At 70.2% G+C, this 21,768-nt stretch carries 27 protein-coding genes; 11 read left to right on the top strand and 16 right to left on the bottom strand.

All coding sequences use genetic code 11. The features are described from left to right. Positions 1-255: 255 nt before the first annotated feature. Together ACQPWZ_RS02330 and sigK are read right to left on the bottom strand one after the other, a co-directional pair. The gene (locus ACQPWZ_RS02330; protein ID WP_383239696.1) at positions 256-996 is read right to left on the bottom strand and encodes an anti-sigma factor; all 741 of its coding nucleotides are present in this window, start codon (positions 994-996) and stop codon (positions 256-258) included. Then, positions 993-1,556, bottom strand: coding sequence for an ECF RNA polymerase sigma factor SigK (gene sigK / locus ACQPWZ_RS02325; protein WP_383239709.1), 564 nt, complete (start codon positions 1,554-1,556; stop codon positions 993-995). The genes ACQPWZ_RS02330 and sigK overlap by 4 nt, the downstream gene beginning before the upstream one ends. Positions 1,557-1,828: 272 nt before the next feature. Between sigK and ACQPWZ_RS02320 the strand changes: the two genes are divergently transcribed. Both ACQPWZ_RS02320 and ACQPWZ_RS02315 read left to right on the top strand, forming a co-directional pair. Beyond that, entirely contained in the window at positions 1,829-2,335 is a 507-nt protein-coding gene (locus ACQPWZ_RS02320; protein WP_383239699.1) for a mycothiol transferase, read from the top strand. A gap of 98 nt (positions 2,336-2,433) precedes the next feature. Continuing rightward, positions 2,434-3,333 (top strand): alpha/beta fold hydrolase, encoded by a 900-nt coding sequence (locus ACQPWZ_RS02315; protein WP_433570459.1) that lies wholly within the window; start codon positions 2,434-2,436, stop codon positions 3,331-3,333. Positions 3,334-3,440: 107 nt separating this feature from the next. Here ACQPWZ_RS02315 and ACQPWZ_RS02310 read toward each other — a convergent pair whose 3' ends face one another. Further along, positions 3,441-3,641 carry a DUF4236 domain-containing protein gene (locus ACQPWZ_RS02310; protein WP_313948202.1) on the bottom strand — a complete coding sequence of 67 codons (201 nt, stop codon included), beginning with the start codon at positions 3,639-3,641 and terminating at the stop codon, positions 3,441-3,443. A 153-nt stretch (positions 3,642-3,794) separates the two neighbouring features. On the opposite strand from ACQPWZ_RS02310, the gene ACQPWZ_RS02305 reads away from it, so the two are divergent. From ACQPWZ_RS02305 to ACQPWZ_RS02295, 3 genes are all read left to right on the top strand, one after another. Beyond that, a complete protein-coding gene (locus tag ACQPWZ_RS02305; protein WP_433570458.1) occupies positions 3,795-4,151 on the top strand; it encodes a VOC family protein in 357 nt (118 codons plus the stop codon). 230 nt (positions 4,152-4,381) lie between these two features. Then, a complete protein-coding gene (locus ACQPWZ_RS02300) occupies positions 4,382-6,040 on the top strand; it encodes a ricin-type beta-trefoil lectin domain protein (protein ID WP_433570457.1) in 1,659 nt (552 codons plus the stop codon). A gap of 184 nt (positions 6,041-6,224) precedes the next feature. After that, positions 6,225-6,953, top strand: coding sequence for a beta-glucanase (locus ACQPWZ_RS02295; RefSeq protein ID WP_340471424.1), 729 nt, complete (start codon positions 6,225-6,227; stop codon positions 6,951-6,953). 85 nt (positions 6,954-7,038) lie between these two features. Here ACQPWZ_RS02295 and ACQPWZ_RS02290 read toward each other — a convergent pair whose 3' ends face one another. Continuing rightward, a complete protein-coding gene (locus ACQPWZ_RS02290) occupies positions 7,039-7,755 on the bottom strand; it encodes a PH domain-containing protein (protein WP_433570456.1) in 717 nt (238 codons plus the stop codon). 76 nt (positions 7,756-7,831) lie between these two features. Beyond that, positions 7,832-8,761 (bottom strand): oxygenase MpaB family protein, encoded by a 930-nt coding sequence (locus tag ACQPWZ_RS02285; protein WP_433570455.1) that lies wholly within the window; start codon positions 8,759-8,761, stop codon positions 7,832-7,834. Positions 8,762-8,955: 194 nt separating this feature from the next. Between ACQPWZ_RS02285 and ACQPWZ_RS02280 the strand changes: the two genes are divergently transcribed. Together ACQPWZ_RS02280 and ACQPWZ_RS02275 are read left to right on the top strand one after the other, a co-directional pair. Beyond that, positions 8,956-9,159 (top strand): cold-shock protein, encoded by a 204-nt coding sequence (locus tag ACQPWZ_RS02280; RefSeq protein WP_340471421.1) that lies wholly within the window; start codon positions 8,956-8,958, stop codon positions 9,157-9,159. Positions 9,160-9,391: 232 nt separating this feature from the next. Beyond that, positions 9,392-10,753: an NAD(P)/FAD-dependent oxidoreductase gene (locus tag ACQPWZ_RS02275; RefSeq protein WP_433570454.1), complete on the top strand. Its 1,362-nt coding sequence runs from the start codon at positions 9,392-9,394 to the stop codon at positions 10,751-10,753. A gap of 80 nt (positions 10,754-10,833) precedes the next feature. On the opposite strand, the gene ACQPWZ_RS02270 is transcribed toward ACQPWZ_RS02275, so the two are convergent. Beyond that, positions 10,834-11,259, bottom strand: a complete 426-nt coding sequence (locus ACQPWZ_RS02270) for a VOC family protein (RefSeq protein WP_433570453.1) — start codon at positions 11,257-11,259, stop codon at positions 10,834-10,836. Between the two features lie 815 nt (positions 11,260-12,074). Here ACQPWZ_RS02270 and ACQPWZ_RS02265 point away from each other — a divergent pair. Continuing rightward, positions 12,075-12,437, top strand: coding sequence for a MerR family transcriptional regulator (locus ACQPWZ_RS02265; protein WP_340471418.1), 363 nt, complete (start codon positions 12,075-12,077; stop codon positions 12,435-12,437). A 238-nt stretch (positions 12,438-12,675) separates the two neighbouring features. Here ACQPWZ_RS02265 and ACQPWZ_RS02260 read toward each other — a convergent pair whose 3' ends face one another. From ACQPWZ_RS02260 to ACQPWZ_RS02240, 5 genes are all read right to left on the bottom strand, one after another. Continuing rightward, positions 12,676-12,918 carry a DUF6411 family protein gene (locus ACQPWZ_RS02260; protein WP_340471417.1) on the bottom strand — a complete coding sequence of 81 codons (243 nt, stop codon included), beginning with the start codon at positions 12,916-12,918 and terminating at the stop codon, positions 12,676-12,678. 226 nt (positions 12,919-13,144) lie between these two features. After that, complete coding sequence (locus ACQPWZ_RS02255) at positions 13,145-13,522, bottom strand: hypothetical protein (protein WP_405567512.1); 378 nt, start codon at positions 13,520-13,522, stop codon at positions 13,145-13,147. 11 nt (positions 13,523-13,533) lie between these two features. Continuing rightward, a complete protein-coding gene (locus ACQPWZ_RS02250) occupies positions 13,534-13,839 on the bottom strand; it encodes an SCO5918 family protein (protein WP_313948214.1) in 306 nt (101 codons plus the stop codon). 233 nt (positions 13,840-14,072) lie between these two features. Beyond that, positions 14,073-15,605: a DEAD/DEAH box helicase gene (locus tag ACQPWZ_RS02245; protein WP_433570452.1), complete on the bottom strand. Its 1,533-nt coding sequence runs from the start codon at positions 15,603-15,605 to the stop codon at positions 14,073-14,075. A 338-nt stretch (positions 15,606-15,943) separates the two neighbouring features. Then, complete coding sequence (locus ACQPWZ_RS02240; RefSeq protein ID WP_030228921.1) at positions 15,944-16,147, bottom strand: cold-shock protein; 204 nt, start codon at positions 16,145-16,147, stop codon at positions 15,944-15,946. Between the two features lie 464 nt (positions 16,148-16,611). Here ACQPWZ_RS02240 and ACQPWZ_RS02235 point away from each other — a divergent pair, with 464 nt between their 5' ends. After that, positions 16,612-17,013, top strand: coding sequence for a hypothetical protein (locus ACQPWZ_RS02235; RefSeq protein WP_433573754.1), 402 nt, complete (start codon positions 16,612-16,614; stop codon positions 17,011-17,013). 134 nt (positions 17,014-17,147) lie between these two features. Here the strand turns inward: ACQPWZ_RS02235 and ACQPWZ_RS02230 are convergent, their stop codons facing one another. Both ACQPWZ_RS02230 and ACQPWZ_RS02225 read right to left on the bottom strand, forming a co-directional pair. After that, positions 17,148-17,636: a hemerythrin domain-containing protein gene (locus ACQPWZ_RS02230; protein ID WP_433570451.1), complete on the bottom strand. Its 489-nt coding sequence runs from the start codon at positions 17,634-17,636 to the stop codon at positions 17,148-17,150. 162 nt (positions 17,637-17,798) lie between these two features. Further along, positions 17,799-19,277, bottom strand: coding sequence for an aminotransferase class I/II-fold pyridoxal phosphate-dependent enzyme (locus tag ACQPWZ_RS02225; protein WP_433570450.1), 1,479 nt, complete (start codon positions 19,275-19,277; stop codon positions 17,799-17,801). 80 nt (positions 19,278-19,357) lie between these two features. Here ACQPWZ_RS02225 and ACQPWZ_RS02220 point away from each other — a divergent pair, with 80 nt between their 5' ends. Next, positions 19,358-19,912, top strand: a complete 555-nt coding sequence (locus tag ACQPWZ_RS02220; RefSeq protein WP_433570449.1) for a cysteine hydrolase family protein — start codon at positions 19,358-19,360, stop codon at positions 19,910-19,912. Positions 19,913-19,927: 15 nt separating this feature from the next. Here the strand turns inward: ACQPWZ_RS02220 and ACQPWZ_RS02215 are convergent, their stop codons facing one another. The 3 genes from ACQPWZ_RS02215 to ACQPWZ_RS02205 all read right to left on the bottom strand — a co-directional run bounded on the left by ACQPWZ_RS02215 (position 19,928) and on the right by ACQPWZ_RS02205 (position 21,272). Further along, positions 19,928-20,155: a DUF5133 domain-containing protein gene (locus ACQPWZ_RS02215; RefSeq protein ID WP_340471413.1), complete on the bottom strand. Its 228-nt coding sequence runs from the start codon at positions 20,153-20,155 to the stop codon at positions 19,928-19,930. A 141-nt stretch (positions 20,156-20,296) separates the two neighbouring features. After that, entirely contained in the window at positions 20,297-20,755 is a 459-nt protein-coding gene (locus ACQPWZ_RS02210; RefSeq protein WP_340471412.1) for an ATP-binding protein, read from the bottom strand. Positions 20,756-20,912: 157 nt separating this feature from the next. Further along, complete coding sequence (locus ACQPWZ_RS02205) at positions 20,913-21,272, bottom strand: STAS domain-containing protein (protein WP_433570448.1); 360 nt, start codon at positions 21,270-21,272, stop codon at positions 20,913-20,915. A gap of 198 nt (positions 21,273-21,470) precedes the next feature. On the opposite strand from ACQPWZ_RS02205, the gene ACQPWZ_RS02200 reads away from it, so the two are divergent. Beyond that, the gene (locus ACQPWZ_RS02200; RefSeq protein ID WP_340471410.1) at positions 21,471-21,761 is read left to right on the top strand and encodes an SCO0607 family lipoprotein; all 291 of its coding nucleotides are present in this window, start codon (positions 21,471-21,473) and stop codon (positions 21,759-21,761) included. The last annotated feature ends 7 nt before the right edge of the window (positions 21,762-21,768 follow it).

Raw genomic sequence — 21,768 nt, 5'->3', positions numbered from 1 at the left:
AATCGCCGCACAACCGCCCGGCGGTGTCGGCCTCCGGGACCATCAGAGCAACCGCGGCGCCGAATTCCACACGACACCCCGCATGGGGGCTTCCGCGCATGAGAGGGATTCCCGTGGGGAGGTGCTCTTGGATGCACCCGTTCGGATGGGGGCTCCTCCACGGGCGGCGACAGCGCAGCAGGCCGCCGAAGCATGAGCCTCGTACGGCAGTGCCGGAGCGGCTCCGGACAGCTGCCCGGTCGAGTGGGCCGCGTATCAGGCCGTGGGCACCTTGATGACTCCGAGGGGCGCGGAAGTGGGCTGCGGGGAGCCGCCGGCCGGCTCGACGGTGATCGCCACAGCCGTCGCCCCGGCCACCGGCCCGTCGAGAAGCACCAGTTGCTGACCCTCGGTACCGCCGATCAGCCCGGCCGACCTCGTGGCTCCCGTCCCGGCGAACCATGCCTCGTACACCTTGCTCGCGGGCAGCTCGGCCAGACCCGCCACGATCAGAGCCGCGCGGTCCTTGCTGGGGGCGTACGCGACCGTTCCCGTGGACCCGTCGTCCCATTCCCGTGTCTGGAGCCTGACGTCGGGTGCGGCGAGCACATCCGCCACGCCCGCTTCCCGCTGCTCGGTCCGGCTGACCGACGCTCTGGCGTCCTCGGCCTCCTGGTACTGCCACAGGGCGATCCCGCCGCCTGCCACAGCGAGTGCCAGGCACGCCGCGAGAACGAGCCGGGACACCTGCACGGTCCGCCTGACGCGCAACGTCGGGGGGAGCAGTCCCTCCTGACGGGTGTCCGCCACCCGGCGCATGACCCGGTCGCGCATCTCGGCCGGAGGGGTGACGGTCAGCGCCGACCCGAGGCGCGCCGCCGTCGCCTTCAGTTCGGCGACTTCCTCCCGGCACGCCTCGCAGGCCGCCACATGGGCCTCGAATGCCGCGCGCTCGTCGGGGGAAAGCGCGTGCAGGACGTAGGCGCCGGAAGCCATGTGCAGATCGGCGCCGGTCATCTCGACACCCCGAGGCAGTCCCTGAGGCGGATCAGCCCGTCGCGAAGGCGTGTCTTGACGGTGCCCAGCGGGAGGGACAGCGCTTCCGCCACTTCCTTGTGCGTCAGGCCCTGGTAGTAGGCGAGTGTCACCGCCTGTCGTTGCATGTCCGTGAGCAGGCGTACGCACCTGCGGACCTGCTGCCATTCCAGCTGTGTCTCGACACGCTCGGTCACCTCGTCGAACGGCCGGGTCCGCTCCAGCAGCGCAGCCTTCTGCTCGCGCTCGTTCCTGGCCTCGGCGGACCGGATCCGGTCCACCGCCCGGTGATGGGCGAGTGTCATGATCCATGTCTTTGCGCTGCCCTCCTCGGGCCGGAAGCGAGCCGCCGTGGCCCACACTTCGACCAGTACGTCCTGGGCCACTTCCTCGGACTGCGCCGTGTCGCGCAGGATGCGGCGCACCAGCCCCAGGACGGGGCCACTGGCCGCGTCGTACACGCCCGTGAAGGCGTCCTCGTCGCCCTGCGCGGTCCTGAGCAGCAGTTTGTCCAGGTCGTCCTCGCTGTGCGGAGGTCCGATCTCGGGTCCATGACTGACGGAAGGCACCAGGATCCCTCGCTGCCGGGTCAGGGGCACTGCGCGCGCGTGACGGGTGGTCGCGCACGTGCGGAGCCACTTATCCATCTCAACATCGCTCGGCGCCCGCCGCACGTCACGCCCGGCCCGGTCACGCGGCCACGGGCCGGCAGGCCTCCCCGCACCGGGCCTTTCGCGCCGACCCGGCCCGAAAAGTACATTGGTGCTGTCCTCGGCGGACCCCGCCGGGGGCGGACGCGGCCAGGGAGCAGGACATGAACAGTGTCGACGCACTGGTGGATGCCTTCGGACGGGTCCAGGAGGCGGTGCACGGAGCGGTGGACGGTCTGTCCGCCGAGCAGCTCAACGCACGGATCGACCAGGATGCGAACTCCATCGCCTGGCTGGTGTGGCACCTGACACGCGTTCAGGACGATCATGTCGCCGACGCCGCCGACCTCGAACAGGTGTGGCACACCGGATGGGCGGACCGGTTCGAGCTGCCCTTCGGCCCGGGCGCGACGGGGTACGGCCACAGCAGCAAGCAGGTGGCGGCCGTCCGCGTGGACTCTCCCGACCTGCTGCTCGGGTACCACGATGCCGTCGTCGAGCAGACGCTGCGTTACGTCAAGGGACTCGACGACGAGGCGCTCGACCGCGTGGTGGACGAGGCCTGGAGTCCGCCGGTCACGCTGGGGGTCCGCCTGGTCAGCGTCATCGCCGACGACCTCCAGCACGCAGGCCAGGCCGCTTTCGTACGGGGCGTGGTCCGACGGCGGTGAGCCGCGCAGGCCCGGCACCGGGCCCGCCCGTCCGGCATGGCCGCCGTCGCCCCGGACACACGGTCAGGGACATCGGCGGCGACGGAGGGGCGTAGACCGTGTTCGAAGGATTCACACTGGCGCACCGCGAGGGAGAGGGCGTTCGTCTGCGAGTGCGCCACGGCGGCGACGGCCCGGCCGTCCTGCTGCTGCACGGCCACCCCCGGACGCACGCCACATGGCACCGGGTCGCGCCGATGCTGGCAGCGGCGGGCCATACGGTCGTCTGCCCGGACCTGCGGGGCTACGGCGGGTCCTCGAAACCGGTCACGGACCCGGAGCATCTGCCGTACGCGAAGCGGGCCATGGCGAGCGACTGTCTGAAACTGATGCGCTCGCTCGGTCACGAACAGTTCGCTGTTGTCGGTCACGACCGCGGGGCCTACGTCGCCACCCGCCTCGCGCTGGACCACCCCGAGGCGGTCCGTTCGCTGACCGTGCTGGACGCCGTCCCGATCGGGGAGGCACTGAACCGCTGTGACGCCCGCTTCGCGGCGAGCTGGTGGCACTGGTTCTTCCTCGGACAGACCGACAAGCCGGCCGAACGGATCATCAACGCCGATCCCGACGCCTGGTACCGGGCCGATCCGCAGACTATGGGGGCGGAGGCCTACGAGGACTACCGGCGGGCGATCCACGACCCGGCCACGGTGCACGCCATGTGCGAGGACTACCGCGCGGGCCTGGGCGTGGACCGGCGCCACGACGAGGAGGACCGGCGCGCGGGCCGCCGCATCCGCTGCCCGCTCCAGGTCCTCTGGGCCACGGGCGACGACATGGTCGATCTGTACGGCGATGTGCTCTCCGTGTGGCAGGACTGGGCGGGTGCCGGGCTGGAGGGTGCCCCCCTCACGTCCGGCCATCACATCGCCGAGGAGGCGCCCGGTGAACTCGTGGCCGCCTTGCGGGACTTCTGGAACGGCGGACGCCCCGAGTTCCGCCAGGGCGGCAAGCGGTAGGGCCCAGCGGTCGGAGCCGGTCGGGCACAGCGATCGGGGCAGGGTTCCGCACCGGATCCGGTGCGGAACCCTGCCCCGATCGCGGGCCGTGGGCCCGGTGTTGCCGGTCAGTGCCGGCCGGAGCCTCCGGTCGTCTTGCGCCACCCGAAGGGACCCGGCAGGTTCATGGACGTCGTACGACGACCGGTGCTGCTGCGGGTGTGGCGCGGGCCGTTCTTGCCGCCCGTGGTGATCGACCAGGACTTGCGGTTGATGTTCAGCGTCACGCCCGGCAGGATCCTGAAACTCTTGCGGAAGGTGAGCGGCATGGTGCCTCCTCGGTTCGGAAGGCCGGTTGCCTTGTGGCTGCGACCAGTTGGCCATCGTGTTGCCCGCGAAGGGAATTCCATGTCCTGAGGTTTTCTGCTCCTGCCGTGCGCGCCCGCGGCACGGCGGTCCGGGCGGCCACTACGCTCCGCGGCATGTCCTTGGAGTGGGAGCAGCTGGTGGTGGACGCCGTCGACCCGGTCGCACTGGGTAACTGGTGGGCCGGTGCGCTCGGATGGGTCGTGCTCAACGACGCTCACGACGAGTTCGAGATCCGCCCGGCGCCGGACCGTCTGCCCGGACTGATCTTCGAGCCCGTGCGGGAATTGAAGGCGGGGAAGAACCGGCTGCATCTCGACTTCCGGCCGGACGACCAGGACGCCGAGGTCGCGCGACTGCTGGCGCTCGGGGCGCGCCATGCCGACGTCGGCCAGGGAGACGTGCCCTGGGTCGTCATGGCGGACCCCGAGGGCAACGAGTTCTGCGTCCTCGCCCCGCGTCGCACTCCATGACCGCGCCTTCCGGCAGGGGCAGGCGGCGCCAGGGGGCATCCTCCGGCCGACGGGCCGCGGGCGCTTCGTCGCCGCCCGGCGCTCTCCCCACACGACTTACCCACGGAAACACCTTTCCCTGCTGATCCGCCTGCATCACTATGGGCTCTTGTTTCCTGCAGGTAACACCGACGCGTTTCTCCGTGACTGCGGACCAGTCGGTGGTGCGTACTGAACGAGGAGTCAACAGGGTGCCAGAGCTCCACCAGGTCGGTCCCGACCCCGCCGACCACATGCCGGCCTACGCCGCCCTGTCGGACGCGGAGCTGACCGAACGCATACGCGCCGGCGCCCCGCCCGCCTTTCCGGCCACCCAGGAACTCAAGCGCCGCCACCTTCCGGCCGTGCTCGCCTACGCCCGGCTCTGCGGGCGCGACCAGGTCGCCGGCAACCAACTGGCCGTCCAGGCCTTCGACCTCGCGGCCCAGGAGGCGATCCGAGGCATCGAGCCACGCGGGAACTGGCGTCACCACCTGCTGATGCTTGTTCAGCGAGTGGGCCGGACCTGGGCCGAGGGCAACCGCCGCGACCGGCTCGAACCCGACTTCGCCGCATGGGCCGACGAGTCCGCCGATCGCGCCGAGTGGAGTCTGCCGGAGTCCCAGCGACTCCCGTTCGAGATGTCGTCCGCGATGCTCGCCGGCTTCTACGGGCTGCCCGAGCTGACGCGGGGCATCCTCTGGTACACCGTGGTCGACCGCGAACCGGACGACACCGCAGCGACCTACCTCGGCGTCCGGCCCGACATCGTGTCCGAGCAGCGGACCAAGGCACAGGACGCCATGCGCCAGGCCTACATCAAGGCCTACCTGGCACGGGCCGACGACAAGAGGTGCGCCGGCTTCCAGCGCATCATCGAGGCCTCGGTGCGGCCGGGGGACCGGCGGCGCAGCGACGACCTGACGAACCACCTGGCCGAATGCACCGGTTGCACCCGGCTGATGGCGAACCTCGCCCGTATGACCGCCAACCCCCGCGGTGTGTTCGCCGAAGGACTGCTCCAGTGGGGCGGGGCGGCGTACGCGGCTCGCCGCCCTGTGCGGGCGCTGCTCGACGCCGTGCCCGCCCAGCCGGAGCGGTCGCCGGCGGCGAGCCACCGGTCGGCGCCCGCCGCCTCGGAACCCCGGAAGGGCGCTCGGCTGCCAACCCGGCCCGTCGTTCTCGCCGCCGTGGCGGTGGCGGCCGCCGTGATCGCCGGCACCGTGCTGGCGACCACCTCGGGGGACACCTCGGGACCTGTGGCGAGCGACCGCCCGACACAGCCGCCGCAGCCTGCCTGGCCCCCCGCGTCGGCGTCCGCGCCCGCACCGTCTCCGTCACCGAGCCCCACCCGGGAGGCGTCGAAGCCGCCCACACCCCGGCCGACGCCCACGGCGTCCGCTCCCAAGCCCCCGGCGCCCCCGCCCTCCAAGGCGGTTCCGCCTCCGCCTGCGCCGATCGTGCCGGGCGGTGGCTACACCCGGGTCGTCAACGCCGGTTCGGGGCTCTGCCTGGACATCGAGGACGGCGTGATGGAGAACCGGACCGATGTCATCACGGCCCGCTGCAACGGCGCCGAGACCCAGCAGTGGAGTCTGGAACCGGGTGGCCTGCTGCGCAGCAACGCCGACCCCGACTTCTGTCTGGACTCACGCGGCGACACCGACCGCGGCGTGGGCATCTGGTCCTGTTCGTCCGCCGACGGCAAGAACGGCAGGAACCTCCGGTTCACCGTCGACGCGTCCGGAGCCGTACGGCCCTACATCGCCCTGGACTTCGCGCTCGAACCGTCGGGCGGGTCGGAGGGCAGTTCACTCGGCTTCGACCCGGCGGACGGGGACAGCGACCAGCGCTGGACCGCCGGTACCTGACTCGTCGCCGGTGCAGCCGGCGCCGAACCGGGTCAGGGCACGACGTCGCGATCTGCCGACGACCGTGACCGGAGTCGGTGGACCGGCCGCGTCAGGACGCCCCCTCGCTCGTTGAACGAGGTGGCGGACAGCATCCTCGGCGTGAGCACCCGGCATGCGCTGTTGCTGTCGGAAATGAGGCAGCATGACTGACCAGGCGTTGTCGGTGTTCGGCCGGATCAGGCAACGGCTCACCGGGGCCGTCCCGGGGCCGCGACGCCCGCGTGGCCGGCTGGTGTTCACCGCCGACTTCTCGTCGACGGACCAGTGGGTCGCGGGCCGCTCCTGGGCCTATCCGAACGGCGGCCCCACCAACCCCGGAGACCACAAACTCGACCACCTGGTGTCCGACCCCGCCTACTCCCGCCGCGGCGTGTTCCGTGCGACGCCGGGCCCCGACGGGACGTGGTACGCGGGACTGCTCACCACCGAGGGCAGCCGGGACGACTTCATGGTGCGTACGGGCGATGTGCTCGAAGCCCGGGTACGCCTGCCCCGCGAGGTGGGGGCGTGGCCCGCGATCTGGACCTGGTGGGAGGGCGGCAACGAGATCGATGCCTTCGAGTACCACCCCGACAACCCCGACCTGCTGGAACTCTCCAACCACATGAGCGGCGCGGGCCATTACCACCGGGATCCCGCCATCCGTCCCGGCGCATGGGTGAACCTCCGCGTCGAACTCGGCGCCCGGTCCGTCGTCTGGTGGGTGAACGGCGTCCGGGCCTTCACCGACGACGCCGGCCTCGACAGTGACTGGCGCGCGCACCTCATCGTGAACCTCTCCGTCGCCGACGGCACCTACCACCCCGCGCCGGAACCCGGCCGGACGTCCCTGTCGTACGAGGTGCGGCGGCTGCGCGTCCACCGCCCCTGAAGCCCCCGGGCACGGCCACCATGCGGGCCCGGCCACGCGGGCCCGGCCCGCACCGAGTACCGACAGCCCCGTCGCGCCTGCGGACTCAGCTGTTCCGCAGGCTGCGGCGATAGGACGCGAGCGCCGTCAGGACGAAGATCAACGGCAGGCCGACACCCATGACCGCCCATGGGCTCAGCACGGATTCCAGCCCTTCCGGCAGGTCGGCGAAGAGGGGCACCAGCATGATGACGACGAGCGGGAGGAATCCCAGCATGGCCCACGACATACCGGACAGGAGCGCGGCCTGCCGGGCGTTGCGGCGGTCGATGCGTACGGCGGCCTGCGGGTCGGGTGCCCAGTCGTCCCCGCGCAGTTCCGTCCAGATGTCCAGCAGCAGCGCCATCTCCCGCTCCATGGACACGTGCTGGTCGTCGACGTAGGGCAGTTGGAGTTTCCTGCCGTCCCGTCCGTAGACGAAGGTGATGTAGTTCGGAGCGGCGCTCTGCATGGCCGCGGCAGGGTTGAGTTCCGCGCGGATGTCCTGGATGTCCTCCCAGGCCACCCTGCGGCGCCGGAAGAATCCCCGGACCCCGATGGCCTTGATGTCGGCTGTCGTGGCACTGCGCCGGGAGCCGTACACCAGCCAGCCGAACAGGGCCACGACGGCCAGCGAGACGACGGTCCTGATGCCCGTCGGTATCTCCTCGATCGTCAGCAGGGGCAGCAGCGCCGCCGGTGTCGCGAGCAGGATCATGGTGATCAACAAGCGCAGACGTCCGGAGCTCATCCGGTATTCGAGCGGCAGTCTCTCGTAGCTCACGCCCTACCCCCGCAGTCGCATTCGTGCCGCATTGGGACTGGCAGTGTAGGGATGCAGGACCGGCGCGGCCAGAGCGTCAACGAGCAGGCGAGGCAGGTGAGTTGGGAGTGGCTGCCGATTCCCGCGGCGGCCGGAGGGCCGGTCGCGCGGGCGGCTTCATCGCCCATCGGATGGCCGAGGTGAGGGCGTGTCCGGCGGGCCGGACGAAGGCCGTCTCGATGTTGGGCAGATGGGGAAGTCCCAGCAGCTCGCGCGCCCACGGGGGAAGGGTGGAGACCGCGTTGGCGGCCAGGACGGCGTACGGACCGCGGGCGACCCACGGCAGGGGCGGGTGCCGCAGGACGAACCGCGCCGCTTCGCGGGCCTCCCGGGTCGCGCGGAGCTCCGGCCGGGACGCGGCCAGTTGTTCGGCGAGACCGGCACGGTCCAGCGGCGGGTCGGGAATGCCGAGGGCGCGGGCCACGCGTGCGGTGTCGGCCACGTAGGCGTCGCACCCCGCTCCGTCCAGGGGCCGTCGCCCGTACCGCTGATGGGCACGCAGGAAACTGTCGACCTCGGCGACGTGCACCCAGGCGAGCAGATGCGGATCGGCGGCGTGGTACGGCTCACCGGCGGCCGTCGTCCCCGTCACGCGGCTGTGCACCGCCCGTACGCGGTCGACAGCGCTCTGGGCGTCGTCGGCCGTGCCGTAGGTCGTCACCGCGAGGAAGGTGCTGGTGCGCTGGAGTCGGCCCCAGGGATCGCCGCGGTAGCCGGAGTGGGCTGCCACCGCGGCCATGGCCAGCGGATGCAGGGACTGGAGCAACAGCGCCCTGAGTCCGCCGATGAACATCGACGCGTCGCCGTGGACGATCCGGATGGGCCGCTCCGGACCGAACCAGCGGGGTCCCGGCGCGCCGTGGATACGCGCACGGTTGTCGGGACCCGCGGGGCCTGCGACGCGGGTGAACAGGCTGCTGCCCAGGCGCTCGCGCAGGCCGGAGACCCGGGGCACGGGGATGTTCACCCCTCAAGTATCCACCCGGACAGCCGGACGCCCGGATCCGCGCGATCCGGTCCGTCCGTGGGGGCGCCGGCCGCAGAAGGATGACATGACTGCAACCGCCCAGGGGTATGGCTGTTCTCGGCTCCCCCGAAGGAGCTGAGGCGGTCCGTGACCCGGTCCGCCTCGGGCATGGACACAGAAGGACACACACCAGTATGGCCAGTGGCACAGTGAAGTGGTTCAACTCCGAGAAGGGCTTCGGCTTCATCTCCCAGGAGGGCGGTGGACCGGACGTCTTCGCGCACTACTCCGAGATCCAGGGGAACGGCTACCGCGAACTGACCGAGGGCGAGCAGGTCACCTTCGACATCGGGCAGGGCCAGAAGGGTCCGCAGGCGCAGAACATCGTCCGGGGCTGAGCGGCACCTCTCGCCGCGGGGCTGCATCCGTACGGTTCGCAGCCCCGCATCCCGTCCCCCCGCCTGTATCCCGTCGACCCCGCATCCCGTCGGTCCGGGCGCCGCGGTGGCCCGACGAGGTGGCGGCCGAAGACTTGCGGGCGTCACGGGCGTCGGAAGGATGGGGTGTGCAAGACCGCCGAGGCTGGGCAGCCGACGATAAGACCTGCCGGGCGGAGAAAGGACGGGCATCGTGGCACGATCGCGGATTCTTGTGGTGGGGGCCGGCTTCGCCGGTGTCGAGTGCGTACGTCGGCTGGAACGCAAGCTCTCCCCGGCGGACGTCGAGATCTCCCTGGTCACGCCGTTCTCCTACCAGCTCTACCTTCCGCTGCTGCCCCAGGTGGCCGCGGGTGTGCTGACGCCCCAGTCCGTCGCCGTCTCTCTGCGCCGCAGCGCCAAGCACCGGACGCCGATCATCCCGGGCGGCGCCGTCGGTGTGGACACCAAGGCGAAGGTCTGCGTGATCCGCAAGATCACGGACGAGATCGTGAATCAGCCGTACGACCACATCGTGCTGGCTCCCGGCAGCATCACCCGGACGTTCGACATCCCCGGACTCGTGGAACACGGGCGCGGGATGAAGACGCTCGCCGAAGCCGCCTACATCCGTGACCATGTGATCGCCCAGCTCGACCTGGCCGATGCCAGCCACGACGAGGCGGAGCGCGCCTCCCGGCTCCAGTTCGTCGTCGTCGGCGGCGGATACGCCGGCACCGAGACGGCCGCGTGCCTTCAGCGGCTCACCGAGAACGCCGTGAAACGGTATCCGCGTCTGAACCCGGAACAGATCAAGTGGCACCTGATCGACATCGCCCCCAAGCTGATGCCCGAACTCGGCGACAAGCTCGGCCTCGCGGCGCTGGAGATCCTGCGCAAGCGCGGCATCGAGGTGTCGCTCGGGGTGTCGGTCGCCGACGTCGGTCCGGAGAAGGTGACGCTCACCGACGGACGCGTGCTGCCGTGCCGCACGCTCATCTGGACGGCCGGGGTCGCCGCCAGCCCGCTCGTCGGCACCCTGGACGCGGAGACCGCCCGGGGACGGCTCGTGGTGCGCCCCGACATGACCGTCCCGAACGCCGACGGCGTCTTCGCGCTCGGCGACGCCGCCGCGGTGCCGGACCTCGCCAAGGGCGACGACGCGGTCTGCCCGCCCACCGCCCAACACGCCCTGCGGCAGGGCCGCAAGGTCGCCGACAACCTCATCGCCCAGCTCCAGGGCCGGCCTCTGGAGCCCTACGTCCACAAGGACCTGGGCCTCGTCGTGGACCTCGGCGGCAAGGACGCCGTCTCGAAGCCGTTCGGCATCGAGCTGCGGGGACTGCCCGCGCAGATCGTGGCGCGCGGCTATCACTGGTCGGCCCTGAGGACGCAGGTAGCCAAGACCCGGGTGATGACCAACTGGCTCCTCAACGCCGTCGCCGGCGACGACTTCGTCCGTACCGGCTTCCAGATGCGCAGCCCGTCCACCCTGCGGGACTTCGAGCACACGGACGCCTATCTGACGCCCGAGCAGGTGCGGGAGCACACGGCCTCGCTGCGCGCGCGAGCCTGAGACGAGCGGGGTCAGGGCCTGACCGCGGGCCGGACGGCCGGTCCCGCGGCGGTCCGGCCCGCGGCCGTGCGCGCGCAGCCTCAGGTGACCAACTGCCCGATGCCCAGCATGTTCCCCTCGCTGTCGCGGAACCACGCGCCCCGTTCGCCGCGGGCCCCCTTGCTCGGGTAGTTCCCCTCGATGTCGGCGATGGCGCCCCGCGTGCGCAGCCCCGGCAGGTCGACCTCCTCGAACACCACGCCGCGCCGCTGCAGTTCGGCGACGACGGACTCGATGTCGTCGACCTCCCAGCCCATCTGGGTGAAGGTCCCCGGCGACCCGCCGGCGGAGAGGAACAGGGCGAAATCCACGCCCCCGCACCGGTACAGCAGGCCGCCCGGACGCTCGTCGACCGGCTCCAGGCCGAGCTTCTGCGCGTAGAACAGCCGCGCTCGGTCCAGATCCTGGGCGGGCAGCCGGGTGGCCACGCGCGAGCGGCCCAGCATGCTCGTGTCGTCTGCGTTCATGTCTCCACTGTGCACGCCGAGCAGGCCCGGCGCCGGGATGAGCGAGGGCAACGCGGGTACCCGGTCGTCATGGATACGAGGATGCACACGAGCAGGCAGGACGTTCCCGGCACCTGGGCGCTGATGACCGCGGTCGCTGTCGCCACGATCATCACGGCACTCCTCATCGTGATCATCTAGGGCCTGTCGTCGGATCGGGCCCTGAGGACGCGCCCGGCCATTCCTCCGTCCGCACGCGCCGCTCGACGTCTGCGCAGACCGGCAGGGACGGCCGGCGGCGCACGGGCCTGCCGACCCGACGTGCCTCACCGGATGACGCCAGAACTTCGGGCTCCCGGCCATGAGGAAAACTGTCGTGGCGACGGTAGACATGCTCTTGGTCGAGGACTACAGTCTCCCCTGAGACCACAAAGTGAGTGAGGCGCGGCAGACACGAACTGCCGCGCAGCAAGACTCATGCAGGAGTGGCACGGCAGTGGAGTGATGGGGCCGGACGCAGGAGTGGGTCCCATGGCTGACTGCCGGACCAGGTGGCCCGAGGGGCCATGCAGTACCCCAGTACCGAAGAAGGATCAGAAAGAGGCAAGGAGGCAGACGCCATCAGGATCCCCCGGGCGGACTTCGAAGCGCCCGGGTACCGCAGGCCCCGGATTGGAAGGTGGTCCCCGGTCACGCATATGCGATCCCCGCAGGCCCGTCCTGAAGGACTGGTACGCGGAAACAGAGAGCCGGTGCTGTAACAGACCGGCAGATGGTGTTGAAAACCCCTCGGGGCCTGGGTGCCACTCGGTACCCGGGCCCCTCGACGCGTTCCGATGGATGAGGTGTCAGTGACCGCAGAAAACATTCCCAGCACGCACGACCGTCTCGACGACGATGACTATCCCGCGTACACCATGGGCCGAGCCGCCGAAATGATCGGGACGACTCCCGCCTTCCTCCGGGCCATCGGTGAGGCCCGTCTCATCACGCCCCTGCGTTCCGAGGGCGGCCACCGGCGGTACTCCCGCTACCAGTTGCGTATTGCCGCGCGGGCGCGCGAGCTCGTGGACCAGGGGACGCCGGTCGAGGCAGCCTGCCGCATCATCATCCTCGAGGATCAGCTCGAAGAAGCCATGCGTATCAACGAAGAACTGCGCCGCCCCGCTGCCGGATCCCATCCGAAGGCCGACGCCTGACCGGTGGCCTGCCGCTGTTCCGTTGTGCCGGGGAGCAGGCGCGCCTTCGCGCGCCTGACCCGTCGGCCGTCGGCCGACGAGGCAGGCCCGGACCGGTCAGCCGTCCCGTCCGCGGCCACTGTCACCAGGACGCTTCCGGGACCGCCGGGACCGGTGGCGGTAGGCGAGTACGACGAGCACGATCACGCCGGCGAGCAGCAGAAACTTCACTTGTGTCGTCTCCCGGTTCGTGTCGCTGTCAGAACGGCATCTTGCGACGCGCGCGACGGCCGGCGGAGCCGCTCTTTCCGACAGCCCGCGAGCTGCTGTGGAACGGCTTGCTGAAGAGCCGCCCGAGCGGACCGGGAGCCTTGCCGCCCGCGCGTGCCCCCATACCGAGCGAACGCTGCGTACCGCGCTCGGGGTGCCGTGAGAGGCGCGGCAGGAGGAAGGCGAGTACGGCGAGTACGACGCACAGGGCGATGACGCCTGCGATGATCATGACGGATTCCTTTCGAAGGTGCGGTGTCTGCCGCGTGCCCGTCATGCATGCATCTACGCCCGTCGGCGTGTGTGGGGTCTGTCGCCCTGGCCTGCGGACTTGCGTCCGTCTCCGCCGCGTGGCCCTCGGATGACTTCCGCACCGGCCCATGCCGGAATCCCGTGATCGGTGCGGTGTGCCCTCGGTCCGCCCCTGTGCCCGGACACCGCCGGGCACAGGGGTGCTGTCAGTTGTCCGAGTAGCTGAAGTCCCCGACCGTCCAGGCACTGACGTCCTTGATGGCGATGCGGTACATGCCACCGGTTTCCGGAATTCCGAGCGTGCCCTGAAGGATCCGGGCGACGTGGAAGTGCAGATGCGTCGGCGGCTGCCCCTCCTCGCGACGGTGGGCGGCGACGTCGGTCTTCATGAAGATGCTGGAGAACGGCCCCAGCCGGTCCGAGTCCTTGAGGACCTCGGCGACTCGCTGCCTCCACACGGATTCAGGAGCCAGGCGACCGGTGATGACAGCGCCGTGCACGACCACGGTCAGGGACATCTGATTGGTTTGCTCCGACTCCACCATCGCGGCGACATCGACGAGCAGATCATCAGGCTTCGACATGGGCAGCGATTCTACTGTGCGGGAGTGCCGAGAAGCGCTGAGGCGTTCTCGACCGGAGTCAGCGCGACGGCCGGCTCTTCAACGGGGACGGCGCGGCAGGTGAAGCCCAGGCGGACCAGGGCCCGGGTCACTTCGGCGGCGGTGAAGTCGCGGCGGTCCTGCCGGGTGATGACTTCACCGACCTGCTTGACGGGGTAGTGCCGTCGGCCGATGATCACGGACTCTCCCGTGATGGGTTCGGGCTTGATGCCCTTCATCGCGTCCTGGACTTCGTTCTTGAAGAGGTCGAACGGGAAACGGGCGATGACGCAGCGCATGATGCCTCACAGGTCGAGGGGAAGGCAGGGCCGGGGTGCGGTCCGCGGGATGGAGTACACGGTACGGGCGATGGCCGGTGGCCGGGTGCGACTGTGCACCGGCAGGCGCCGTGGAGACGGTGACTTCGCGTGAAGCCGCGTCGACGGAGCCTGCCGGTACGGGTGGTTCATGAACCGGACAGGTCCTCGTGAACCGGAGTCGTGTCCCTGGGGCGTGTCCGCAAAGACACTGCCTAGGCGGCCGCGCCGCGGACCGGCCGCTGCGAACTGCCGGACGCCGTCCGGGAAGTGCTGCCCGCACGGCGTGCCTGGGCGGGCCGGCTGCGCCTGCCGCGCGAGGAGGAGGACGCACCGCGCTTGGCACGCTCCGCCGCCGGTGCGGCGATGGTGACCGGGACACCCGACGGGGCCTGCGCGCCGGTGATACGGCTCAGCTCGGCCTCACCGGAGCGGACCTGCGCGGTCTGCGGGGTGATGCCGGCGTCCGCCATCAGCCGCATCATGTCGCGCCGTTGGTTGGGCAGAACCAGCGTGACGACACTGCCGGACTCACCCGCTCGGGCGGTGCGCCCACCGCGGTGGAGGTAGTCCTTGTGGTCACTCGGCGGGTCCACGTTGACGACCAGGTCGAGATTGTCGACGTGGATGCCGCGCGCCGCCACGTTCGTGGCGACGAGCACCGTGACGTGCCCCTCCTTGAACTGGGCGAGGGTGCGCGTGCGTTGCGGCTGGGACTTGCCGCCGTGCAGGGCCGCCGCCCGGACACCGCTGTTCAGTAGATGCTTCGTGAGCCCGTCCACGGCGTGCTTGGTGTCCAGGAACATGATCACCCGGCCGTCGCGCGCGGCGATCTCGGTGGTCGTCGCGTACTTGTCGGTGACGTGGACGTGCAGCACGTGGTGCTCCATCGTCGTCACCGCGCCCGCCGAGGGGTCGACCGAATGGACGACCGGGTCGTGCAGGTAGCGGCGCACCAGACGGTCCACATTGCGGTCCAGGGTGGCCGAGAACAGCATCCGCTGGCCCTCGGGGCGCACCTGGTCGAGCAGTGCGGTGACCTGCGGCATGAAGCCCATGTCGGCCATCTGGTCCGCCTCGTCGAGAACGGTGATGCCGACCCGCTCCAGCGAGCAGTCGCCGCGGTCGATCAGGTCCTTGAGACGTCCGGGGGTCGCGACGACCACCTCGGCACCGCCGCGCAGCGCGCCGGCCTGACGGCCGATCGACATCCCGCCGACCACGGTCGCCAGCCGCAGCTTCAGCGACCGGGCGTAGGGGGTGAGTGCGTCGGTGACCTGCTGGGCGAGTTCCCGCGTGGGAACGAGGACCAGAGCCAGCGGCCGGCGCGGCTCGGCGCGCTGACCTTCGGTACGGGCCAGCAGGGCCAGGCCGAAGGCCAGCGTCTTACCGGAGCCGGTGCGCCCGCGGCCCAGTACGTCGCGTCCGGCAAGGGAGTTGGGCAGGGTGGCGGCCTGGATCGGGAACGGCACGCTCATGCCTTCCGCGGTCAGCGCGGCCATCAGGGGAGCCGGCATGTCCAGGTCGGAGAAGGCCGCGGCCGGGGGCAGCGCCGGGGTGATGGTCACCGGGAGAGCGAACTCGCCCTGGAGTGCGGCCGGTCGGCGTCCGTAGCCGCCGGAGCGGTTGGGGGCGCCGGAGCGGTTGGGAGCACCCGAGCGGCCGCCGGGCTGGGAGCGGTAGCCGCCCCTGCCGGAGCCGCCGCTGGTGCGGGAGTAGCGGTCGTTCGTGCGAGTCGTGCGGTTCATGAAGAACCTTCCTCGATGCGGTACGTATCGAGGAATTCCGGCAGCGGCATGCCGCACGGAGATTCGCAGGAACGGACCGGAAAAAGATGGAGCGAAACAGGGGGAATACGGCTGCCTCGTCTGTCTGCGGGAGGCGAGAATTCGCCTGAAGGCAGGGAAAGTGCGGGCTGAACGGACCCGGTCGGGCCTTATCGCCATGGAGGGGCGCGTTCACCCGTTGCGGGCTGCCGGGGGCCGGATCGGCCCCGCATGGCGCCCGCGTGCAGATGCTGCGAAAAGCAACGAGCTGGGGCCCGCACCCCAAGGTGCGGGCCCCAGCTGCGTCGTACGTGTCAGCGTCAGGCGGGAACGATGTTCTCGGCCTGCGGGCCCTTCTGGCCCTGCGTGACGTCGAAGTTCACCTTCTGGCCTTCCTGAAGCTCACGGAAGCCCTGGGTGGCGATGTTCGAGTAGTGGGCGAAGACGTCAGCGCCGCCACCGTCCTGCTCGATGAAACCGAAACCCTTTTCCGCGTTGAACCACTTCACGGTGCCACTGGCCATGTCATATCTCCTTCGGGGCGTTGCCCAGAGGGCCGCACTGTGCGGACCTCGAGTCGCCGTGATGATTGCCCCGTTCCGGAGGACCGGAAATGCAAAAGTGCTCTCGCCGGTTCAGAAAACCGCTGAGGGCACTTGAAGTCTTTGGGAACCACAACTGCAACTGAGATCAACATTAGCACGGTGGCGCCGACGGTGCTCGTGACGTTGCTTGTCGCCGGGAAATGGCGGCCAAAATTATTGCGGCCGTGGAGGCTAATTCTCCAGTTGCCGTAGGAGAAATATTTCCAGGGCCTGGACAGGCGCCGGCCGGCCGGGGGCGTGGGCTCGCTCCTCGGAGCCCCGGTACGGCCCGGCCCGCGGCGAAGACCACCCGAAGTGCCGAACATACGGCGATGGCGGCAGGGGACACGTGAGGGGTGAGTGACGAACGGAACGACGGCCCCGACGCGGCGCACCGGCGCCCGATGGGCGTGAGTGACAAGACGGTCGAGGCGCTGGGTGCCTTGTCCAAGGCCCTGGAGACCACGGAGCGGGCGCGCGGGCATCTGTACGGATTCCATCAGCTGACCGGCTCGGCGGACCTGCAGCTCGACGACGCCGTCCGTCTCCTGCGCGAAGCCGGCCACGATCGCCTGGCCGACCTCGTCGAGCGGGAGATCCTGGGCCGCAACGTCATCCCCGGCCAGTGGACCTTCCAGATCGTGGAGGCCTACAACGAGACCTACTACCGGCCGTTCCAGGACGTCGAGCGTCAGGTGTGCGATCAGCTCGCCGAGGGCCGTGACCATCTGTACGAGGCCGAGATGAAGGAGGCCCGCCGGACCCGGCGGCACCCTGATCACACGGCGCTGCCGCCCGGTGTCTGACGGGAGCCGGGCCGAACGGGAATCAGCGCGGGCGCCGGGGGAGGAGGTCCGGGCGGGCGCTTGAAGGGCAGCTCGGGCGGCGCAGGGCCGGGCCCCCGTCGAGGCGCCCGACGGGGGCCGGTCCCCGACGAGGCTCAGCCCCGGACGAGACGGCGTACGTTCTCGATGTCACCGCAGTCCGACGCCAGCCGGTCGGCCCTCGCCTTCAGGAACGCCCTGCCGAGTTCGGTGCGGCGCTCGTCGGCCACGTTCTCCCGGGCGTCGTTCAGCAGCGTGCGCTCCTCCTCGTCGAGGTGGTGCGCGACGGCCTCGGACAGCTCCTCCAGCTTCTCGTCCCACTCCTCGCCGCCCGTGTCCTCGACCTCCATCAGGTGCAGCAGCGCCTCATGGCCCTCGTCGTGCTCCTCCGAGCCGTGCTCGACCTCGTCGTTGTCGATGTCCTTGTACCGCTTCAGTGCCGGGTAGACCTCGGACTCCTCCGCCTCGGCATGCGCGACGAGGAGTGCGGAGAACTCCCGCAGCGCCTTCGCGCGGTCCTCGTCGACACTGCGCATCCGGCGGAACAGGTCCTCCATGCTCCGGTGGTCCTCGAGGATCAGTTCCACCACGTCGTCAGAAGCCATGACGGCCACTCCTCTCCTGCGCGCCGTCGGCCCGGACTCGTGGCCGGGCCCGGCGCCACCATCGATGTGCCGACCGTGTTCCCCGCGACGGGACTGGCACTCCGGGTGATCGGGCCGACCATCCGTTCGGCGAGGGCTCCGGCTCCGGCTCCGGCTCCGGCGTCAGGCCTCGTGGCCCGCCATGACGCGTACGGTCCGCAGCCGGGTGTCGGCGGCGTCGGGCACGTTCATGCCCGCGTCGATGCCGGTGCGCAGGTAGCGCAGCACGGGCCGGGTGAGCCGCTCGCCCGGCAGTACAGCAGGGATGCCCGGCGGGTACGGCGTGAGCATCTCCGCCGCCACCCGGCCCTCCGCCGCGTCGAGGGCGACGTCCTCGGTGCGGGCGAAGAAGGCATCACGGGGCAGACGCGCCTGCTCCATGCGCAGCTCACCGGGCTCGGGAACGGCCACGCGGGGCGCGGGCCGCAACGCCGGTGCGTGCCGGACGAGATCGGCCAGTGCGTCCAGCAGGGACCGGGCGGTGGACTCGTCGTCCGCGTGGGTGAGCTGGGCACTGATGCGGCGGTGATCGACCACGTGCATGTCCAGGTGGTGGTGCTCACGAAGCCAGTCGGCGGCCCGGTATCCGGTGGTGTCCAATGCCTGGAGGTCGATGACCACCGGCAGGGGATCGAACTCGACGGCCAGGCCGGGGCCGCAGAAGTCACGCTCGTCGTTGACGTGGAGTCCGTCGATGCGCTCGATCGCCCCCCGGACCTCCGCGGTGAGGTCCAGCGCCTTCGACAGCAGAGCCGTGCCGTGCAGGGCCATCTGGCGCCGCCAGCCGTCGATGCCCGCGTAGAGCAGCACCGACGGGCTCGTGGTGCCCAGCAGATCGGCCCGGGAAGCGAGGTCGGCCGGATCGATCAGGTCGCCCTGAAGATGGAACACCGAACCCTGTTCCAGCCCGCTGCCCATCTTGTGGATGCTGGTGACGCAGATGTCCGCGCCGGCGTCCATCGCCCACGACGGCAGGTCGTGGTGGAAGGGAAGATGCGCTCCCCACGCCTCGTCGACGACGAGCGGCCGGGACCTGCGGTGACACACCTCCGCGATGGCGCGCAGGTCGCCCGCGGCGCCGTACGGCGTGGGGCTGGTGACCAGGGCTCCGCGGGCATCGGGATGCTCCTGGAACGCCTTCTCGAAGGCCTCCGCGGACGGGGGATGGGCGAGGTGCCGCACCGGGTCCCACTGGGGCTCCACCCAGACGGGCTCGATACCGCACAGGATCAGGCCGGAGACGACGGACTTGTGGGCGTCGCGTCCGACGAGGAGCTTCTCGTGCGGCGAGGCGACCGTCAGCATGGCGGCCTTCACGGAGAGGGAGCTGCCGCAGGTGGAGAAGAACGTGTGGTCCGCGTGCACGGCGTCGGCCATCAGCCACTCGGCCCGCTGGAGGACGGAGCCCCGCATCCGCCGGTCGTCCAGGCCGCCGCTGGCCAGCACGTCGCCGAAGAAGACCGCGTCGCCCAGGACGCGGCGCACCTCGGGGTCCGCGCCGCGGGCCTGCTTGTGACCGGGTGGCGTGAACGCCAGCTCATCGGTCTCGTGGTACCTCGCCAGTGCTTCCAGGACCGGTGCCTGCCGGTGATCTACAGCCATACCTCGACCTGTTCCCGCAGCGGCAACGAGCACGCGCACGACCCCTGCATGATCATGACGGAAGTGGAACCATGGGCACCATGACCACCACGGAGCGCCTGGGTAACCGTGCCGTCATCGTGATCGACATGATCAACACCTACGATCACCGCGATGCCGATCTGCTCATCCCGTCCGCCGAGCAGGCGGTCCCCGCGGTGGTGCGACTGATCGAACGCGCCCGGGAGCACAAGGTCCCGGTCATCTACGTCAACGACAACTTCGGGCAGTGGCGCTCCCACCACGGCGAGCTCCTCGAAACGGCTCTGTCGGGCCCCCACGCGGACCTGGTCGAACCACTGAAACCCGATGCCGAGTCGCTGTTCGTCGTCAAAGCACGTCACTCGATCTTCTTCGAGACTCCGCTGTCCTACCTGCTCGGTCAGCTCGGCGTCGACCACATCGTCCTGTGCGGTCAGGTCACCGAGCAGTGCGTGCTGTACTCGGCCCTGGACGCCCACATCCGGCATCTGCGGGTGACGGTGCCGGACGACGCCGTCGCGCACATCCATGCCGATCTGGCCGAAGCGGCGCTGCGGATGATGGACCGCAATATGAACGTGGAGATCTGCGGTACGGACAGCATCGAGTTCTGAGGGGGCGTGGGCGCCTCAGCCGACGACGAGCGACTCGCCCTCGGGGCAGGCGCCGGGGAGTTGGCGGCGGGCCGCGATGAGCGCGGCCGTCACATCGCGGGTGCCGGTGGACACGCACAGGGTGTAGGCGATGTCGTCCATCCGCTGCCGGACCCGGGCGCTGCCGGTCTCGGCGTGCAGCTTCCTCAGCGTTTCGTACCGGTCGATCAGGTTCTTCAGAACCGCAGGGTGAGCCATCAGCACGGCAGGTCTCCTTGTCCGCCACAAACGCCCAATTGCCCCTGATAGTGGACCGGCTGCCCGATACCTGCATCTCCATGCCCCGTACACCTATGGGGGTGCGGCGGTCTGGGTGGATTCCCTTGGGCTCGGTGGCCCGGAACGTCAGGGCGAGCCGGGCACGAGCGGCACCCGGACCTTGATCCTCTTGCCGAAAGGTTCCCGCTGCACCTGAAAGCCCTCGGACAGCGCCATGACGATCTCGAGGCCGTGCTGCCCGACACGGGTGGGCTCGGGGCCTCGCACGAGCGGCAGTGCGGGGCTGGAGTCCGACACGGTGATCTCCAGTATCCGTCCGGCGAACTCCAGGCTCAGCGAGGACGGGCCGGGCGCGTACTTGCAGGCGTTGGTGATCAGCTCGCTGACGACCAGCTGGACGGCGCCGACGGCGTCACGCGCGACGGCGATGCCGTGCCGGACCTGGAGCCGGGTCAGGAAGTGAGCCGCGAAGTGCCGGGCTGCTGCGATGGAGCCCGGTGCGCCGTCGTACGCGGCGCCGGCCCAGGCGGCGGGTTTGTGGGCGACGGCGTCCGTCGCGCTGCCATCGGCCCCCGTATCCATCATTCACGGCCCCTGTGTCCCACACCATGTCCCACAACATTCACGCCACACATACCTGTGGCGGCCTCTACCCGCCTTCCACTGTCGCACTCCCCGCAGGGCTGTGAGATCTGGTTGCGCAATCCCGTGAGCCCGCCGGGCCGCGTGGCCGCGGTGCCCGCTAGCGCGTGGTGGCCTCGTCCACCGACGGCCGGAGATGGAGGACCCCGTCGGCGCCGGTCAGGTCGAGAAGGCGCTCCAGTTGCGGGCCCGGGGCCGCGATGCGCAGGTCGGTGGCCTGGTGGATGCGCAGGAGCAGGTTGAGGAAGGTGGAGTCGGCGAAGGTGATGCCGGAGGCGTCCAGGACGACCGTGGCGTGCGTTTCGGCTGCCTGGGTGAGGGCTTTCGTGAGCGGCGGGAGATTGTTGAGATCGACCTCGCCCCGGGCGGCGACGACCCAGACGTCGCCGACGGCGTACTGCTTGGCGAGGGGTCCCGTGGAGGCCCATCTGTTGCCGGACGGCAACTCTTCACTTGTCATGGCGCCCATCGAAGCGAATATGCCAGTCGATCCGCAAGGACATGAGGGGACGAGATCACCGAATGACAGAACACGACGGAAGGAAGCCCGTTCCGGCCGGCCCCCGGTCTCCTACCCATCGCAGTTGAGTACGCGTACTCATCAAGGGCACCTCGTTCACGGACAGACTGACCGGACCGACGAGAAAGGCTCTTGAGGATGCAGAAGTACCGACGACTCCGTTACTCCTCCCTTGCCGCGGCGGGGGTGGCCGCGGCCTTCCTGGTCAGCGGCTGCACGATGGAGGACGCCATCTGCAGCAACGGCGAGTACCCGGTCAAGGCCGTCGGGGGCACCACCGGCAGCGCCTGCGTCCCCGACGACGAGGAACCGCCCAAGGGATACGTCCGCTACCCGAAGGGCAAGGTCCCCGAGCACGTCGACGACAAGTGGGACAAGTACTGGAGCACGGTCGTCGTCGACGAGAACGGGAACGTCACCAAGGACTGACGGCGCC

This window comes from Streptomyces sp. CA-251247, assembly GCF_050952975.1.
GTDB classification, from domain to species: domain Bacteria; phylum Actinomycetota; class Actinomycetes; order Streptomycetales; family Streptomycetaceae; genus Streptomyces; species Streptomyces achmelvichensis.
This window is presented reverse-complemented; position numbering and strand designations above follow the sequence as displayed.

Bases quoted from the DNA above. Each gene is read 5' to 3' on its own strand.
- ACQPWZ_RS02330 (WP_383239696.1), bottom strand. From the start codon at position 996: ATGACCGGCGCCGATCTGCACATGGCTTCCGGCGCCTACGTCCTGCAC.
- ACQPWZ_RS02320 (WP_383239699.1), top strand. From the start codon at position 1,829: ATGAACAGTGTCGACGCACTGGTGGATGCCTTCGGACGGGTCCAGGAG.
- ACQPWZ_RS02310 (WP_313948202.1), bottom strand. From the start codon at position 3,641: ATGCCGCTCACCTTCCGCAAGAGTTTCAGGATCCTGCCGGGCGTGACG.
- ACQPWZ_RS02305 (WP_433570458.1), top strand. From the start codon at position 3,795: ATGTCCTTGGAGTGGGAGCAGCTGGTGGTGGACGCCGTCGACCCGGTC.
- ACQPWZ_RS02295 (WP_340471424.1), top strand. From the start codon at position 6,225: ATGACTGACCAGGCGTTGTCGGTGTTCGGCCGGATCAGGCAACGGCTC.
- ACQPWZ_RS02280 (WP_340471421.1), top strand. From the start codon at position 8,956: ATGGCCAGTGGCACAGTGAAGTGGTTCAACTCCGAGAAGGGCTTCGGC.
- ACQPWZ_RS02270 (WP_433570453.1), bottom strand. From the start codon at position 11,259: ATGAACGCAGACGACACGAGCATGCTGGGCCGCTCGCGCGTGGCCACC.
- ACQPWZ_RS02265 (WP_340471418.1), top strand. From the start codon at position 12,075: ATGGATGAGGTGTCAGTGACCGCAGAAAACATTCCCAGCACGCACGAC.
- ACQPWZ_RS02260 (WP_340471417.1), bottom strand. From the start codon at position 12,918: ATGATCATCGCAGGCGTCATCGCCCTGTGCGTCGTACTCGCCGTACTC.
- ACQPWZ_RS02255 (WP_405567512.1), bottom strand. From the start codon at position 13,522: ATGTCGAAGCCTGATGATCTGCTCGTCGATGTCGCCGCGATGGTGGAG.
- ACQPWZ_RS02250 (WP_313948214.1), bottom strand. From the start codon at position 13,839: ATGCGCTGCGTCATCGCCCGTTTCCCGTTCGACCTCTTCAAGAACGAA.
- ACQPWZ_RS02245 (WP_433570452.1), bottom strand. From the start codon at position 15,605: ATGAACCGCACGACTCGCACGAACGACCGCTACTCCCGCACCAGCGGC.
- ACQPWZ_RS02240 (WP_030228921.1), bottom strand. From the start codon at position 16,147: ATGGCCAGTGGCACCGTGAAGTGGTTCAACGCGGAAAAGGGTTTCGGT.
- ACQPWZ_RS02235 (WP_433573754.1), top strand. From the start codon at position 16,612: ATGGGCGTGAGTGACAAGACGGTCGAGGCGCTGGGTGCCTTGTCCAAG.
- ACQPWZ_RS02230 (WP_433570451.1), bottom strand. From the start codon at position 17,636: ATGGCTTCTGACGACGTGGTGGAACTGATCCTCGAGGACCACCGGAGC.
- ACQPWZ_RS02225 (WP_433570450.1), bottom strand. From the start codon at position 19,277: ATGGCTGTAGATCACCGGCAGGCACCGGTCCTGGAAGCACTGGCGAGG.
- ACQPWZ_RS02220 (WP_433570449.1), top strand. From the start codon at position 19,358: ATGACCACCACGGAGCGCCTGGGTAACCGTGCCGTCATCGTGATCGAC.
- ACQPWZ_RS02210 (WP_340471412.1), bottom strand. From the start codon at position 20,755: ATGATGGATACGGGGGCCGATGGCAGCGCGACGGACGCCGTCGCCCAC.
- ACQPWZ_RS02205 (WP_433570448.1), bottom strand. From the start codon at position 21,272: ATGACAAGTGAAGAGTTGCCGTCCGGCAACAGATGGGCCTCCACGGGA.
- ACQPWZ_RS02200 (WP_340471410.1), top strand. From the start codon at position 21,471: ATGCAGAAGTACCGACGACTCCGTTACTCCTCCCTTGCCGCGGCGGGG.